This window comes from Verrucomicrobiota bacterium (genome assembly GCA_016871495.1).
GTDB lineage: Bacteria > Verrucomicrobiota > Verrucomicrobiia > Limisphaerales > VHDF01 > VHDF01.
In genome coordinates, this window is the sequence record VHDF01000013.1 from 59,542 (window position 1) to 75,398 (window position 15,857).

The window sequence follows — 15,857 nt, forward strand, 5'->3', positions numbered from 1 at the left end:
TCAGGGAAGTTGGTTGATGGCCTGGCGGAGGGCGCCGATCACTTTTCGTTGCGCCGAGAGCGGGGAACCGGCGACGCGAAGCCCCGCCGCTGCCGAATGCCCCCCCCCGCCGAACTGCGACGCGATCCGGTTGACATCCACACCGGGATGCTTGGAGCGCAGGCTCACCCGGGTCAGTTGCTCCTCGATCTCCTCGAACAAGGCCGCCACCAGCACCGGCTCGATGGAGCGAATATGGTCAATGAGCCCCTCGCTGTCCGCCGGAGTCGCACCGGCCCTCGAGTAATCCGACTTTTTCAACCAGAGATAGGCGATACGGTCGTCATGCGTCAGCCGAAAGCGGTTGTAGACATGTCGCAGCAAACGCACGCGAGAGAGCGGGAAGGACTGGTAGACTTCGTTGCAGATGCGGCTCAGGTCCGCCCCTCGCTCCACGAGTTCCCCCGCCGTGCGATAGGTTTCCGGCCGCGTGCTGGGATACTGGAAAGACCCGGTATCGGTCGAAATGGCCGTGAACAAACAATCGGCGATCGCGCGGGTGACTTCCCACTTCAAGGACCGCAAGAGCTCATAAACCAACTCACCCGTCGAAGGTTTGTCGGGACAGATCCAGTTCAGGTCGGCGTAGCGCGTGTTGCTGCGGTGGTGGTCGATGTTGATGAAGAGCGCTCGTTGCGACACGCATTCCCCGGTGCGGCCCAATCGTTCGAAACTGGCCGCGTCGGTGGCGACCACACAATCAAACGACTGCCCCGGCTTGGGCTTGCGCACTCTGTTTTCAGGATCCAGAAAACGAAGCTTCGGTGGAACGGCATCGTCATTCCAGACCACAACATCCTTGCCCGCGACCTCCAGCGCGAGACCGAGCGCGAGCTGCGAGCCGATGCAGTCTCCATCGGGACGAACGTGCCCCACCACGCAAAAACTGCGGTGCCGCCTCAAGGCGGATTGGATCTCCTCCAGCGGAGCTTCTCCTGGCCTCATGAAGCGGGTTTCTCCTTCTCGATTTCTTCAATAATGGCCAGCACGCGATTGCCCTTCTCGATGGAATCATCGAGCACGAACTTCAGCAGCGGCGCGTGCCTCAGCACCACGTCCTGGGCTACCTGATGCTGCAGGCGAATGCGGTGTTGCTCAAGTCGTTCTCCAGCCCGGCGCTTCTGTTCCTTGGTGCCGACCACTCCGACGTAAGCCGTGGCTTGGCGCAAATCCGAGGTGAGTTCGACCTCATTCACATTCATCAGCCCGCATTCGTCCAAAACAAATTCACGCCGCAACAATTCGCCCAGGGAGCGCTTCAACAACTCGCGAACGCGTTCGATACGGATGGTTTGCATGTTCGGTGGATCCGGCGCCCGGCAGCCCTCCACGCGCACCGGACCGCGGCATCCCAATCAGCCGTCACAGTTTTTGAGCCACCTTCTCCAACGTATAACACTCAATGGTGTCTCCGGGTTGGTACTCGTTGAAACCGTCGAGACGAATACCGCACTCCATGCCGGCGCGGACTTCGTTGACCTCGTCCTGGAAGCGGCGAAGCGAGAGCGAAACCCCCTCGAAGATCAATCCTTTGCGTCGATAGACCCGCATCTTGCCCTTGACGATGCGCCCGCTCGAAACCGCGCACCCCGCAACGTTGCCGCCCTTGGAGAGCTCGAACACCTTGCGGACTTCGGCGGAGCCGATCGTCACTTCCTTGATCAAGGGGTCGAGCAAGCCCGCCATGGCTTCCTTCACCTGATCGATGAGCTCGTAAATGATCGCGTAGAGCTTGATCTGCACGCCTTCGCGTTTGGCCGCTTCGGACACTCCGTTGTCGATGCGGGTGTGAAAACCGAGGATGATCGCTTTGGAGGCCGAGGCCAGGGACACGTCCGACTCCGTGATCGTGCCGACGGCACTGTGGATCACTTCCAGGCTGACCTTGCTCGTCTCAACCTTCTGCAGGGCCTCGACGATGGCTTCCACCGAACCTTGCGCGTCGGCCTTGACCACGACTTTGAGCACCTTCTGGCTTTCGCTGGCCAGGGTGTCGAACAAATTCTCAAGCGTCACCTTGGGGCGGCGCTCGTTTTCAACATGGCGAGCTTCCATGGCTCGCTGCTCGCCAAGCATGCGGGCGCTCTTGTCGTTCTCCACCACGCTGAATTCGATGCCCGCCTCGGGAACTCCATTCAACCCGAGTACTTTGACGGCGACAGACGGCCCCGCTTCCTTGAGCCTGGAACCCTCCTCGTTGATCAAAGCTCTGACTTTGCCCCAATATTGGCCGCAAATCACCACATCCCCCACCTTCAAGGTCCCCTTGCGAACCAGAACCGTGGCGGTGGGGCCGCCGGGCTCGAGTCCGGATTCGATGACGTTGCCTTTGGCCCGGCGGTTGGGGTTGGCTTTGAGCTCCAAGACCTCCGCCTGGAGCACGATCAACTCGAGCAACTTTTCGATGCCTTGCTTGGTCAGGGCCGAAACATCCTGGAAAATCGTTTCGCCTCCCCATTCCTCGCAGACCAACCCCTTGTCCTGCAACTGCTGCCGGACTTTCATGGGATTCGCATTCGGATGATCGCACTTGTTGACCGCCACGATCATGGGAACCTTGGCGGCTCTGGCGTGGCTGAGAGCTTCCAACGTTTGCGGCATCACGCCGTCGTTCGCCGCGACGACCAGAATGACAATATCGGTCACGTTGGCGCCGCGGGCGCGCATCGAACTGAAAGCGGCGTGTCCCGGCGTGTCGAGGAAGGTGATCTGCTGGAGATCCTTCGGGCGGTCCGGATGCGGCACGCTGATGGTGTAGGCGCCGATGTGCTGCGTAATGCCGCCCGCCTCCCCGGCCGCCACATTGGCCTTGCGAATGACATCCAGAAGCGTCGTCTTGCCGTGATCGACGTGTCCCATGATGGTGACAACCGGAGCCCGAAGCTGCAACTCCTCCGCCCGGTCTTCCTTGTCGAGTTCGACCTCCTTCTTCGGGGCGTGGACGATGCCTCCGCCACGCTCGCGTTTCTCGAGCTCGAACCGAAAGCCATACTTGCCGCACAGGTGCTGCGCCACGTTCTCATCGATCGCCTGATTGACGTTCGCAAACACGCCAATCTCCATCATGTCCGCGATCAACTGAAACGGTTTGCGTTTGATCTGCTCGGCCAATTCCCGCACGATGATCGGCGGCTTGATCGAAATCAGCTCGCCGCCCGAAGGCTGAATAAACTTGGGTTCGGCCGTGCCCGGCTTGGCGGCGGGAGCAGGGGCCTGACCCCGTCCCCCCCCTTGGTCCTGAGCGGGACGTGAAGAGGGAGCACCCGCTCCGCGCGAATCCCGGTTGTCCCCCCGTCCGAACCTCGGATCCGGTCGCGCACCCGGGCGGGTGGCGGGAGGACGTTCCTGAGGTTTCGCCACCGGCCTGGTCGGCAGTTGAATAAACCCAACCTTGTCACCAATGCGTGGAGGTGGCGGGGTGGTTGGAGCGAGGGGCTTCACCGGAGGTAGAGGCGGCGGTGGATGGACCGGCGCTTCCAGCGCGGGACTCGGAGCGGGAGTCGCGGGAAGAGGCGGATGCGGTGCCGCTTCCTGGGGTGGAGCGGACGCCTCCGTCAGGGCAGAATCCGTCAGGGTGACTTCAGAATCGGGAGTCAGGGCTTCGCTCTCCGCCATGACGACGGAAGCAGGAGCCTCTTCGGATTCAGCCTCCACCGCCAGGACCGACGGCGCCGGCTCGGGCTCGGGTTCCGGCGCTTTCGTGAGAATGACCACGGGCTCCGGGAGGATCGGCGCGGGCGCCTCCGCCGTCTCGGGCTTCTTACCCCCCAACTGCTCGGTCAAATATTCGGCGGTGATCTTGTCCAGCGAGCTGGACGGCACCTTGGCGGCGGCGATGCCCAATTCCTTCGCCTTGACGAGCACTTCTTTGCTCTCGATGCCAAGTTTCTTCGCGATGTCGTAAATCCGGACGGGCATATTTAAATCGGGGCAAACCGGCTGTGTGTCGCGCTCTCATCGCGCGCTCAAAACGTTCCAAATCCGCACTTTCTTCGAACAGTCCATGTCGGTCAGTTGGAAAAGGGTCACGGTTGCTGCCGTCGCGCCGCCTCGGTGCGAATCGCATCGAGAACCGTCAGGGCTTGATCTCCAATTTTGGGGATCGCGGCCAGATCGTCGGGCTCCGCTTGCAGCAGATCATCCAAGCTCAAAAATCCGGCATGCACCAGCGCGTCGGCTTGTTCTTGATTGATGCCGGGAATCTCAGCCACGGCGCGCACCGCCTGCGCCACTTTTTGCTCGAACCCAAGCACCTCGACATGCTCGGCATCGATCTCAACGTGCCACCCGGTCAGCTTGGAAGTGAGCCTCGCATTTTGTCCCCGCTTGCCGATGGCGAGTGAAAGCTGATCCTCCGCCACGATGATCTTCACCCGGCGGTTGGCTTCATCGACTTCGAAAGCCTTCAACTTCGCGGGGGCCAGGGCATTGGTCGCGAAGGTGCGGATATTGGAATCCCAGCGGATGATATCCACCTTTTCGTTGTTCAGCTCGCGCACGATATTCTTGACCCGCTGGCCTCGCAATCCCACGCACGCGCCCACCGGATCGACTTTCTCGTCCCGGGAATAAACCGCGAGTTTGGTCCGAAACCCGGGTTCCCGGGCAATGGCTCGAATCTCGATCGTGCCATCGTTGATCTCGGAAACTTCGCGTTTGAAAAGTTTGATGACAAACTGGGGATCAGCCCGGGAAAGAATGATTTCGGGTCCATGCATCGTGTTCTCGACAGCCTTCACGAAGCACAAAACCCGGTCGCCCACCTGGTATTCTTCCACCGCCACACGCTCCCGGTTCGGGAGCAGGGCCTCGAACTTGCCCAAATCCACGATCACGTCCATCCGTTCGAAGCGTCGCACCGTGCCACTGACGATGTCTCCCAACCGGTCTTTGAATTCCGAGTAAATCAGCTCCTTCTCAGCCCTCCGAATATGCTGCATGAGGGCTTGCTTGGCGTTTTGCGAGGCGATACGCCCGAAATTCGCCGGAGTCACTTCCACCTCGACCTCGTCCCCCAATTGGGCTTCAGGTTTGTGCCGTCGGGCGTCAAAGACGGAAATCTGATCGTGCTTGGAGACCACCTTGTCCGCGACCAACAATTTCGCAAAAGCCTTGATTTCGCCCGACTTGGGGTCGATGGCACACCGCAACTCACGCGCCGGACCCACCGCTTTCTTGGCGGCCGAAACCAGCGCCTCTTCGACGGCCTTCACCAGAGTTTCTCTGCTGATGCCCTTCTCGCGCTCCCAGTAATCCAGTATCGCTAAAAATTCGGCGTTCATAACTCTCAAAGCCAACCCAGCATCTTGAAAACAAAAAAGTCGGAAGAAGCGATTCCCCGACTTCGGCACAGCTGACAGGTCAGCTCAAAAGTTCCAAGTATTTGAGAACAGTAGTTCCGCAGGTTTCCACGCGTCAAGTGGCAATTCTACCCCATCCCGCGTAACTTCTTCTCGGAACGTCATTTCTCCAGAGTTGGCTTTCTGAATGATCAACGCTACCTTGGCCCGAATATGACCGAAGTTCCCAGCCACGAACTGCTCCGCGATTGCGAAGCCATCCAAATCCCCGCCGGCAACACCGTCATTCTCCCCGCCGGAACCCCTTTCCATATCGGACAATCCCTTGGAGGGTCCTGGACCATCCAAGCCTTGGGCGGACTTTTCAGAGTGGCCCCAAAAGATGGGGACGCCCTCGGGCTGTCTCCTCATCCAGCTCCTCCCCCCGTTTCCCCAGCCTCCACCCTCGGCCCCCTCGAGGAAACCCAGGTTTGGGAGGCGCTCAAGAGTTGTTACGATCCCGAAATTCCAGTCAATATTGTCGATCTCGGGCTCATCTACGACCTGGTCATGGAGGCTCATCCCGAAGGCGGACACGTCGTTCATGTCAAAATGACCCTCACCGCCCCCGGTTGTGGGATGGGCGGTGTGATCGCCAAGGACGCGGAGCAGAAAATCCTTCTTCTCCCCGGGGTTCGACACGCCCAAGTCGATGTCGTCTGGGATCCGCCCTGGCATCAATCCATGATTACGTCCGGAGGACGGCGGATACTTGGACTTGAATCGTGATGTTTCGAGGTGAAATCAGGATCTCCAGGTCGGGCCATCTCCGGCACCAAACAGCTGGGAATCGCAGGGGTCTCATGCCTCACCTTTGCGGTGGTCGCCACCGGACCGAACGGGTTCATCGACAAAGGTCCCGCAGCTTATCCAACCTGTTCCATCGAAGCCTTCGAGCGGACAGGAAAAGTATGGGTCCGCATCCTCTGGGACACCAACCGCTTTCCCGATTTTAGAGTCCAATCCTCGCTCGCACCCAACTCGACCCGCTGGCAGGATGTCCCCGCCTCACCGACACCCGGGCATGTGGAAGTCGCCGCCTCGGATTCGGTGCGCTTTTTCAGGCTCTGGCGAATCCCCTGAGACGAAAGCTGCACCCCGCCTTCGCCGGGGCGTAAACCCGCCCGCACAGCATGGCGAACCCGCGCTGGGCGAGGGATCCACGTTACCCTCCCGGCCTGGCGTTCTCAGGCCAGACTCCGCTCGCGCCTTCCGAATTCAGGTCACCACACGCACGCAGTTCACGCCGCCAAACTCGTTCGGCGAACGCGAATCACAGGCCGGATCGTCCGTCCATGTCCCGTCCACAATAAACCGGTATTCGTAGCGGCCGGGAGAAAGCGAAACGTCCACTTGCCAGGCGGTTTTTCTTCCGCGTTTGAGTTTGATCACGACGGACTCCCACTGCGTAAAGTCTCCAACGAGCAACACTTCACCCGCGGGAACTGGATATTCAAACCGAACCTTCTTGGGTTTCTGTGGGGTTTCAGCCATGGCATTTCCTTTCTCTTGTTTCCGCCGCCTCAAACCTCCGCAAAAAGCCCCCCGGGGTCAAGCCCCGCCGCGTCACCCCTATCTACGGTCGGGTAACACCCAGCAACGCATGTTTCAACGACGCCTGGAGGTGCGATGGACGGGTTCGCATCATCGACATTCCGTCGATCGCGACCGCGACAGCGGGCCGTTCTAAATCCGCGCCTCTTTCAGCCGCACAAATCAACTTTCGCGACCCCGTCGGAATTCCGACGCGCGGATTGAGGCGTCAAGTTTGGGCTAAATCATGCGCCTCGGATTCCCTCCCACTCGCATCGCATACCTTCCGCGCGATTTTGTCAGGAGCACGGGAACCGAAAACGCCTTCGAAAGGACCTCATCTTGAAAGACCGACCTCAGTGCCCCCCGCTTGAGCACGCGCCCGTCACGCAACACCAATCCATGCGTAAAACACGGCATGACTTCCTCGACGTGATGCGTCACCAGCACCAGCGGGACCCCCATCCGCGACTTCGCCATGCGATCAAGAAAATCAAGAAAATGCTCGCGCGCGGCGGGATCGAGCCCGGCGCAGGGTTCATCAAGGATCAAAAGCCGTGGCCGGGCCATCAAGGCTCGGGCAATCAAAACCCTCTGCCGTTCACCTTGCGACAACACTCCCCAGGGTCGGTCCTCCAAGGAAGAACATTCCACACGCCGCAGCCAGAGCCGGGCTTGCGACCTCACGGCCCGACTTAAAGGACGCCAAACATCGATCATCGCCCAGCGCCCGCTGGCGACCGTTTCGAGCGCGGGTTCCGCGTCCTGCATGAGCTGGCGGATGGAAGAACTCACCAGGCCGATCCGGGTCCGCAGGGCTCTCCAATCGTCGCGTCCAAAACGTTTTCCCAACACCTCGATTTCCCCCGATGTGGGCATCAAGTACCCGGTTAAAGCGCTCAGGAGTGAGGTCTTGCCGGAACCGTTTGCACCGAGCAGCACCCAGTGCTCACCCTGTCGCATCGACCACTCGATGTCCTCCAGGATCGCCACCCCATCCCGATGAATCGTGAGCCCCGATATGGAGAGGAGCGTTTCGTTCCGGTTCATGAATGATGCCACCCTCGATCGGCTAGAATTTCCTGGCCTGTAATGACCCGGCTTGCGTCGCTCGCCAGAAAGAGCGCCACCTCCGCCAGTTCCGCGGGCTGAATCAACTTGGGCACCGACTGCACACGGAGAATGAAGTCCTTGGTGGCCTGATCCACGTGCTCTCGCAATTGCCGCGGCGTCATGATCCATCCCGGGGAGAGCGTGTTCACACGAATGCCGCGGGGGCCCAGCTCCCGCGCCAAGGATCGTGTGAAGCCCATCACCCCGCCTTTGGTGGCGACATACGCGCTCATGGGCACCGGGCCGTCGTGGAATGTCAACGAGGCAAAATTCACCATGGACCCTCCTTCCCCCATGAACGCCAGCGCCTCTCGAGCCACCAAAAAATAGGCGCGAAGATTGACCGCAAACAGGCCGTCCCATTGCGCCGCAGTCATGGTCTCGAATGGGATCCGGGGATCCCGGGCGGCATTGTTCACCAGCACGTCAATTCGCGGCGCTTGGCGGGACACGGCCCGAATCCATCGCCGAATAGACGTTTCCCGGGTCAAATCCACCCGAGTGAACACGGCCGCTCCCCCGCACTTCCGAGCCAGCGCTTGACCGGCACGACCATCCACATCGCAGAAATAGACACGGGCCTTCTGCTGGACAAAGGCCCCCACCATCGCCTCGCCAATGCCGTTGGCCCCGCCTGTGATCACGACCGATTTGCCCGCCAAATCATGATATTGCGCTGTCATAAAGCAGGATCAGGTTCTGAAATAACACGCCTGGCGGACACCCATCAACCGTTCGGCAGCCGATAAACATTCACCGCATTCATCCCAAAAATCGCCTCAACCGCCGCGGGATCCCGCCTCGCCACGTAGTCGCGAGCCAGCCCGTAGACATCCGCGTAAGAGCCCGCCAGAAGGCAAACCGGCCAGTCAGATCCAAACATCAATCGTCTCGGTCCGAACGCCTCGAACACCACCTCCAGATAGGGCTCGAAATCCTGTGCGCTCCAGGCCTTCCACCGCGCTTCCGTCACCAGGCCGGAAATCTTGCACGCCACGTTCGAGCACTCGGCCAACTGGCGGACGAGGCTCGTCCAGGGTTCGCGTTCCCCCGCGGCGATCCTGGGCTTGGCCAGATGGTCCAGGACGAAACGTTGCTTCGGAAACCGGCGCGCCACCGCGATCGCCGCCGGAAGTTGATGCGGAAACACGAGGAAGTCGTAAGCCAAATCGAATCCCTGCAGAGTTTCCAAGCCGCGCAAGAACGCGGGTTGCAGCATGAAATGCTCGTCGGGCTCATCCTGCACGACATGCCGGACCCCCACGAACTTGGGATGCGCGGCCAGCGGCTCCAGATCTCTTGCCACCGCCGGATTTCGCAAGTCCACCCATCCCACGACCCCCGCAATGCTCGGGTGACGCTCGGCAAGATCGAGAAGCCATCGCGATTCCTCCAGACTTTGCCGCGCTTGCACGGCCACGGAACGCGTCAGACCCGAACTCGCCAGCCATGGCTCCAAATCTCCCGGCAAAAAGTCTCTCCGGATGGGCCAATCCTCCTTCATCCAGGGATACTCCGAAGGCTGGTAGCGCCAAAAGTGCTGGTGACTGTCCACGCGCATGCCGCTTCAATCCAATCGCACCATGGCCTTGATTACCCGCGACTCGGGATTCAGCCATGTTTCAAACTCGCCCACCATCGCGTCAAAAGGAGCGGAATGGGTCATCCAGGGCCTCGTGTCGATCCTGCCCTCTTCGATGTGCTGGATGATCCCGCGGAAATCCGGCGGCAACGCATTGCGGCTCGCCAGCAGCGTCATTTCCCTCCGATGCATCAAGGGATGTCCGAATTGAACGAGATCGGTCGTAATCCCCACAAACACCAGTTTGCCGGCAAACCCCACGAACTGAAGGGCGTTCCCCATCGATTGATGACTTCCGGTCGCGTCGATCACCACGTGCGCCAGCTTGCCGTCCGTCAGTTCGCGCAACCGGTCGGCATCCCCAGCCTCGCCCCGCCCGTGCAAGGTTTCCCGCACCCCCATGGTCTCCCGAACGAACGCCAATCGTTGCTCGTTGAGGTCCAGCACAATCGTGCGCGCTCCACTCAACTTGACAAATTCGATCACGGACAGCCCGATCGGCCCCGCCCCGATAACCAGGACGTTCTGGCCTGCGCCGCATGATCCGCGCTGGACCGCGTGACAACCAATCGCCAGCGTTTCCACCAAGGCCAGTTGGTCCAGGGTCAATTGCCTGGACGGATGAAGTTTTCGCGCCGGCACCCGAAAAAAAGGCCTCATCCCGCCGTCGGTATGAACCCCCAATACCTGCAAATTCTCGCAACAGTTGCTGTGCCCGCGCTCGCAGGCGTAACATGCCTGGCAATTGATGTAGGGCTCAATGGAGCAGCGGTCCCCGGCCTGCACGTGATGAACCCCCTCCCCCACCGCCACCACTTCCACGCCCAACTCGTGTCCCGGAATTCGGGGGTACGAAAAGAAAGGCATTTTCCCAAGGAACCCACTGAAATCCGTCCCGCAAATCCCGATGCGACGGACCCGCACCAGCGCTTCACCGGGTCCTGGGGGTCCGGGATCGGGGATGTCAATCAGCCTGAAGCTGCGCGGTTTTTCGAGTTGGATGGCTTTCATCGTGGAAGGCCGTGGGGAGGACGACGACTCCCGCTTCGGCGCCCGTGTTCAACCACGCGACTTGCCGCGGGTCAAATGGATTTCCGCCCATTCCGACCCACCCAGCGCACTCCCAGGTTGCCGTTGAGCGGGTCGTCGTGGTAGCGCCGACAACCCTGTCTGCTGTTGTGAAGGCTGCCCAACCTGCGGGCCTTCGATGGGAACGAGGCGCAGGGAGAGCCTGGAGGGGACTCGTTTCTTCACCCCCCGGACCGACGGGACGTGGCGACACGGTTGGGCAGCCTGCGCCACACTGACGGCAACCTTGGGACGCAACGCACCCCACAAGCACCCTCCAACGCTGACTTCGACCGTCGTTCGGAGTCCCGGCTTTTGCCTTTACGGCCATAAAGCTGTATCCAAGGTCCAAGAAGACGACCATCGACCTCCCGGAGGAACTCCTCCACCACGCCATGCTCGCTCTTCCTCCTGAGCGCGAATGGAGCCGAAGCCTCGCGACGCTTTGAGGCTCGCCCAATCGGGGCGCGTTCGCTACAAGTTCCCGCGCATGCCAGATCGCAAAGCGTTCTACGAGCAGCGCGCACCCTTCCGCGAGAAGGAATCCCAGCGCTATTACCACCAGCTTCTTCAAAATTATTATCGTTTCCTCATCCCCGCCGGCAGCCGTGTCCTCGAATTAGGCTGCGGCCTTGGAGATCTGCTGGCGTCCGTCAACCCTTCGCGCGGGCTTGGCGTTGATCTCAGCCCGGCGATGGTTCAATCGGCTCGTCAACGGCATCCCCAACTGGAGTTTGTCGAATCCAGCGCGGATGCCTTCCAATCTTCCGAACCCTTCGACTTCATCATCCTCTCCGACCTCGTCAATGATCTCGAGGATGTGCAGGCCACCTTGGCTCATGTGCGGAATTTCGCGCACGAACGAACGCGACTGATCGTCAACTTCTTCAACAACCTTTGGCGCCCGATTCTCGACGCCGCGGAAGCAATGGAGCTCAAAGCTCCCACCCTCGCCCAAAACTGGCTCTCCGCGGGAGACATGCACAATCTTCTCCACCTGGCGGGCTGGGAATGTTTCAAAACCGACACCCGGGTCCTTTGGCCTCTCGGCACTCCACTCGTCGCCCCCCTGTTCAACCGCTGGCTCGGTCCGCTGCTCAAACCCTTTTGCCTGACGGTGGTGCAAGTCGCCCGCCCCAAACCCGCCGTGCCGCCTGACCGCCATTACCATTGTTCGGTCGTGATTCCCGCCCGCAACGAAGCCGGCAATATTGAGGATGCCGTGCGTCGAACTCCCGAAATGGGATTGGGCACTGAAATCATCTTCATCGAGGGCCATTCCCAGGACAACACCTGGGAAGAAATCCAACGGGTCCAAGCGCAGCACCCAAACCGCCGCATTCGCTCCATGAAACAACAGAGCAAGGGCAAAGGCGGGGCGGTGCGAGAAGCCTTCGCGGTGGCCCAGGGGGACCTCCTGTTCATCCTCGACGCCGATCTGACCATGCCGCCGGAACAGTTGCCGAAGTTCTACGAAACGGCCCGGTCCGGCACGGCCGATTTCGTCAATGGCGTCCGCCTCGTCTATCCCATGGAGAACGAAGCCATGCAGTTCGCCAACATGGTCGCCAACCACGGCTTCGGACTGGCCTTCAGTTGGCTGTTTGGCCAGCGCATCAAAGACACTCTTTGCGGCACCAAAGTCCTCTTCCGGAACGACTACGAATCGATCGTCCGCAATCGTGCTTACTTCGGTGATTTCGACCCCTTCGGCGACTTCGATTTGCTCTTCGGTGCCGCCAAATTGAACCTCCGCATCGTGGATCTGCCGATTCGTTACGCGGCTCGAACCTACGGCTCGACCAATATCCAGCGTTGGCGCCACGGCGTCCTGCTGCTGCGCATGGTCCTGTTCGCCGCCACTCGCTTGAAGTTCATTCCATGAGCGTCCAACTCGGGCAACATCAGGTCGAAATCCAAAGCAACCGGGCCTCCTGGGAGTCCAAACCCCTGCTCAGACTGATCTACGCCGGTTTCTACCGGAAGATTGTCGGCGAAATCGACCCCAGTCTCCCCGGACAAGTCATCGAGATTGGTTCCGGCATCGGCAACTTGAAGTCCTCTTATCCTCAAGCCCTCAGCACGGACCTCTTCCCCAACCCCTGGCTGGATCTGGTCTGCGATGGATACGAACTTCCGTTCCGCTCCGGGAGTCTTTCGCACTTGATCCTGTTCGACGTCTTCCATCACCTGGAAGCGCCCCACGCCTTTTTCCAGGAGGCGCATCGAGCCTTGGTTCCAAAAGGCCGCCTCATCATTTTCGATCCTTTCATCAGTTGGTCGAGCTTTCCGGTTTATGGCTTACTCCACCACGAGCCTGTCGCTTGGAAGGATCCCATCAATCCCGCTCCCTCCTGGCCTGCCCCTCGCCACTACTACGCGGCTCAAGGAAACGCCACCCGCGTCTTCTTTCGTGACGAGCCTGGCCCCTGGCTCCATTCCTGGATCGTTCGCCGCCGCGATGCTTTGGCGGCATTCGCTTATTTGCTCTCGGGCGGATTCAGCAAGCCGGCCATGTATCCCTCCGCGGTCCTGGGAATCATGAATCGCCTCGACACCCTCCTCAGCCGCTGGCCTCGACTTTTTGGTGGCCGGTGCCTCGTGACGCTGGAAAAAGCGTCCCTCGCTTGAAAAGCCACAGCCAGGCCAGGCCCGCCACGGAACTGATCGACACTCCCCAGGCCTGAGTTCGAGGACGGTAACGCCACTCGATGCGATGTCGTCCCGCTTCAAGGCGCACGGCTTGAAAAGCCACGTTTGCGCGCAGGATGGGGATCGGCATGCCGTCGGCCTTCGCCTGCCAGCCACGCTCGTGCGCCATCGCGAAGAAAAGGTACCCCGCGCGTTCGGCTTCGACTTCCACCAACCAGCGATGATGCGTGGCCACTTTGACCTGGACGCGGGGAGTCGATTGCCGCGCTTCTTCCCTCGAGTTCGCGGCCGGTGACATGATCGACGCGGAGTCCGCCCCCGAATCCTCACCACCTTCCACCAGAATCACCTGATACGGGTCAAAATCAGTCGAAGTTACGATCTCGCTCGCGGTGACCTCGGAGACTTGACGCGCCTCCGGGATCCATCTCATCCACTGGCCATCCCCCTCGATGCGATCCCAGATCCAGGGCTTGGCGTCGCGTGCGAGGTGAGTCACTCCCACGAAACTCAGCCACCGCAAACGGGCCGCCTCCGGCAACTTGTCCAACAATCCCAGCCATTGCAGCGTGCGAGGCAAATAGAGAGAGAGAAATCCGTCGAGCTTGGGAATGCCCTCGAGCAAGCTCATGTTGAGAACAAGCGCCAATCTCGGAATCTGGACCGCCGCCTCCGGACTGACGAACAATTCCGCGTCCAACCGCCTTCGTCCCGCGGCCGTCACATGCGCGCGCCCGGCGCCGATCACCGGCTTGGGGTCCAATACCGCCGCGTTCACAGATCTCGAGGCTCCATCCCCAGCCGGTTGCATCAGCGCGGCCGGAACGGTTGGGCCGATATGACGATTGGCTTCGAGCAAATCCCAACCCACCAACGCAAAGACCAGGGCCGGCATCACCCATGGATACGAGAGAGCTCCCCGGGTCTTCCATCGCCAGAGGATTCCGGCCAACGCCGCAAGAACAGCAAGGCGTGTCACGAGGTGGACCGCGAATTCGGCGGGCCATGCCGATTCCGCTCGAATCCACTCCGATGCTCCCAAGAGGAGGATCGAGAGGGCGGCGCCAAGCATCACCCATGCGAACTCCCTCCTCTTTCGCGAGTCCTCCTCATCGCGAAACCACTCGCGCAACGCCAGGCCCGCCAGCCACGGCATCACCAGCAGCAGTGGCACCACGAACTTGACCGGATACCTCATCGCTCCAAGCCAGGGCAGCACTTGGCGCAAACGGTCCAGAAGCAAACCATCCGATCCCATCGATAATGCCGCCAACAATCCCGCGCACACCGCGGCCACTCGCACCGCACTCCGCCGGATCCATATCAGCGCCAGAATCGAGAAGGTGAGCACCGCCACGCCGGCATAAGGCGAGGTCAGCCACTGCTGCGAAACCTGATATCGAACCCCATCGCGATCGAGCACGGTCTGAAACCAAGGCAGGACCATGGCCGCCATGCCGGCCCAACTCATGGACCATTCATTCCCCGCATAAGCGGCGTCGCGGTGCGATTGGCTCAACAGTTCCAGAAAGGGGACCCATTGGACCGCCCCCATGCCGATGGCCAGCGCGAAGACCGTGGAAAGCCGGCCCAGCCCAAGCCAAACAGAAACTCCTTTTTCCCGGGCCTGGAAACACCCGACACACAAGGCAAGCAACCAGGTGAATCCAGTGATCTCGGGCGCTCCGCACAGCAACTGCATCGCCACGCAGGCGGCAGCCCACGCGGATGATCTTCCTCCCTCCGCCACCGCACGCTGAACAGCTCGAATCAGCCAGGGTGCCCAGCCCAGAGCGGCCGCGTTGTTGGGCCACATCATGGCGGTCAGCATCAAACCGCCGCAGCCATAACTCACGCCGGCCACCCCTGCGCTCCAATGGGGCGAGTTTCCATCGCCCGTGTCCCCGGCGACCCAGCGCCTCATGCCCCAGGCGCCCCAAACCCAATGAACGAGGTTGAACACATTCAATCCCCACGGCATGGGAAGCCAGACAAGCAGGAGCATCGGCGGATACCACACCATCGTGTTCCACTGAGCCCCATGCGGTGTGCCCGCCATCAGGTGCGCGTTCCAGAGTGGGAACTCCCCCGTGCCCAATGATTCTCGCAAGTGCCACGCCAGCGGATATCCAAAACCCAAAAAGTCCCGGGTAAATAAGCTTCTCCAACCCAAGAGCACCGGCCCCCACTGCACCAACAGCAGAAGGGCCATCGCCCACCAGAAACCGTCGTTGAATAAACCGGGCGTGGACTTGTAGCGACCCGGATTGCCCTGCTTCTCCCGCATGCGCGAATACCCTGCCCGAAGGAATCCTTTCTGGCGAGCCTGGTAAAAACCACTATCCCGCATGTTTCATGCACGGGACGCCCGGTGAGGACACCGGGCCATAAGCATTAATCTAACGGCTGGCAAGGATAGTTGCCATGCGACTCATCTGCATCAGGCGGTTTGGACGGATCACCCGCAACGCGCGCGCAATCGCCCGTCCGCGACGGAGGAATTTGCGGAGGCTCAGCGCCGGAGCGATCAC

14 protein-coding genes are annotated in these 15,857 nt (G+C 60.7%); 4 read left to right on the forward strand and 10 right to left on the reverse strand.

The features are described from left to right. The 4 genes from FJ404_04755 to nusA all read right to left on the reverse strand — a co-directional run bounded on the left by FJ404_04755 (position 1) and on the right by nusA (position 5,321). Positions 1–984 (reverse strand): bifunctional oligoribonuclease/PAP phosphatase NrnA, encoded by a 984-nt coding sequence (locus FJ404_04755; GenBank protein MBM3822198.1) that lies wholly within the window; start codon positions 982–984, stop codon positions 1–3. Beyond that, on the reverse strand, positions 981–1,337 hold the full coding sequence (rbfA, locus tag FJ404_04760; GenBank protein MBM3822199.1) for a 30S ribosome-binding factor RbfA: 357 nt from the start codon (positions 1,335–1,337) through the stop codon (positions 981–983). The genes FJ404_04755 and rbfA overlap by 4 nt, the downstream gene beginning before the upstream one ends. A gap of 64 nt (positions 1,338–1,401) precedes the next feature. Beyond that, positions 1,402–3,957 (reverse strand): translation initiation factor IF-2, encoded by a 2,556-nt coding sequence (infB, locus tag FJ404_04765; GenBank protein MBM3822200.1) that lies wholly within the window; start codon positions 3,955–3,957, stop codon positions 1,402–1,404. 107 nt (positions 3,958–4,064) lie between these two features. Then, positions 4,065–5,321 carry a transcription termination factor NusA gene (nusA, locus tag FJ404_04770; GenBank protein MBM3822201.1) on the reverse strand — a complete coding sequence of 419 codons (1,257 nt, stop codon included), beginning with the start codon at positions 5,319–5,321 and terminating at the stop codon, positions 4,065–4,067. A 231-nt stretch (positions 5,322–5,552) separates the two neighbouring features. Here nusA and sufT point away from each other — a divergent pair, with 231 nt between their 5' ends. Together sufT and FJ404_04780 are read left to right on the forward strand one after the other, a co-directional pair. Further along, positions 5,553–6,107, forward strand: a complete 555-nt coding sequence (gene sufT / locus FJ404_04775; GenBank protein MBM3822202.1) for a putative Fe-S cluster assembly protein SufT — start codon at positions 5,553–5,555, stop codon at positions 6,105–6,107. Between the two features lie 9 nt (positions 6,108–6,116). Next, positions 6,117–6,461: a hypothetical protein gene (locus tag FJ404_04780; GenBank protein ID MBM3822203.1), complete on the forward strand. Its 345-nt coding sequence runs from the start codon at positions 6,117–6,119 to the stop codon at positions 6,459–6,461. A 135-nt stretch (positions 6,462–6,596) separates the two neighbouring features. On the opposite strand, the gene FJ404_04785 is transcribed toward FJ404_04780, so the two are convergent. From FJ404_04785 to FJ404_04805, 5 genes are all read right to left on the reverse strand, one after another. Further along, on the reverse strand, positions 6,597–6,872 hold the full coding sequence (locus tag FJ404_04785; GenBank protein ID MBM3822204.1) for a hypothetical protein: 276 nt from the start codon (positions 6,870–6,872) through the stop codon (positions 6,597–6,599). Between the two features lie 279 nt (positions 6,873–7,151). Next, complete coding sequence (locus FJ404_04790; GenBank protein MBM3822205.1) at positions 7,152–7,961, reverse strand: ABC transporter ATP-binding protein; 810 nt, start codon at positions 7,959–7,961, stop codon at positions 7,152–7,154. Further along, the gene (locus tag FJ404_04795) at positions 7,958–8,707 is read right to left on the reverse strand and encodes an SDR family oxidoreductase (GenBank protein ID MBM3822206.1); all 750 of its coding nucleotides are present in this window, start codon (positions 8,705–8,707) and stop codon (positions 7,958–7,960) included. The genes FJ404_04790 and FJ404_04795 overlap by 4 nt, the downstream gene beginning before the upstream one ends. A gap of 44 nt (positions 8,708–8,751) precedes the next feature. Beyond that, positions 8,752–9,585: an amidohydrolase gene (locus tag FJ404_04800; protein MBM3822207.1), complete on the reverse strand. Its 834-nt coding sequence runs from the start codon at positions 9,583–9,585 to the stop codon at positions 8,752–8,754. A gap of 6 nt (positions 9,586–9,591) precedes the next feature. Next, complete coding sequence (locus tag FJ404_04805) at positions 9,592–10,617, reverse strand: zinc-binding alcohol dehydrogenase family protein (GenBank protein ID MBM3822208.1); 1,026 nt, start codon at positions 10,615–10,617, stop codon at positions 9,592–9,594. Between the two features lie 547 nt (positions 10,618–11,164). Here FJ404_04805 and FJ404_04810 point away from each other — a divergent pair. Both FJ404_04810 and FJ404_04815 read left to right on the forward strand, forming a co-directional pair. Next, positions 11,165–12,559, forward strand: a complete 1,395-nt coding sequence (locus FJ404_04810; protein ID MBM3822209.1) for a glycosyltransferase — start codon at positions 11,165–11,167, stop codon at positions 12,557–12,559. Then, positions 12,556–13,305, forward strand: a complete 750-nt coding sequence (locus FJ404_04815) for a class I SAM-dependent methyltransferase (protein MBM3822210.1) — start codon at positions 12,556–12,558, stop codon at positions 13,303–13,305. The genes FJ404_04810 and FJ404_04815 overlap by 4 nt, the downstream gene beginning before the upstream one ends. Here FJ404_04815 and FJ404_04820 read toward each other — a convergent pair. Further along, positions 13,238–15,676: a YfhO family protein gene (locus FJ404_04820; protein MBM3822211.1), complete on the reverse strand. Its 2,439-nt coding sequence runs from the start codon at positions 15,674–15,676 to the stop codon at positions 13,238–13,240. The two genes, FJ404_04815 and FJ404_04820, sit on opposite strands and share 68 nt — an antisense overlap. Positions 15,677–15,857 lie beyond the last annotated feature (181 nt).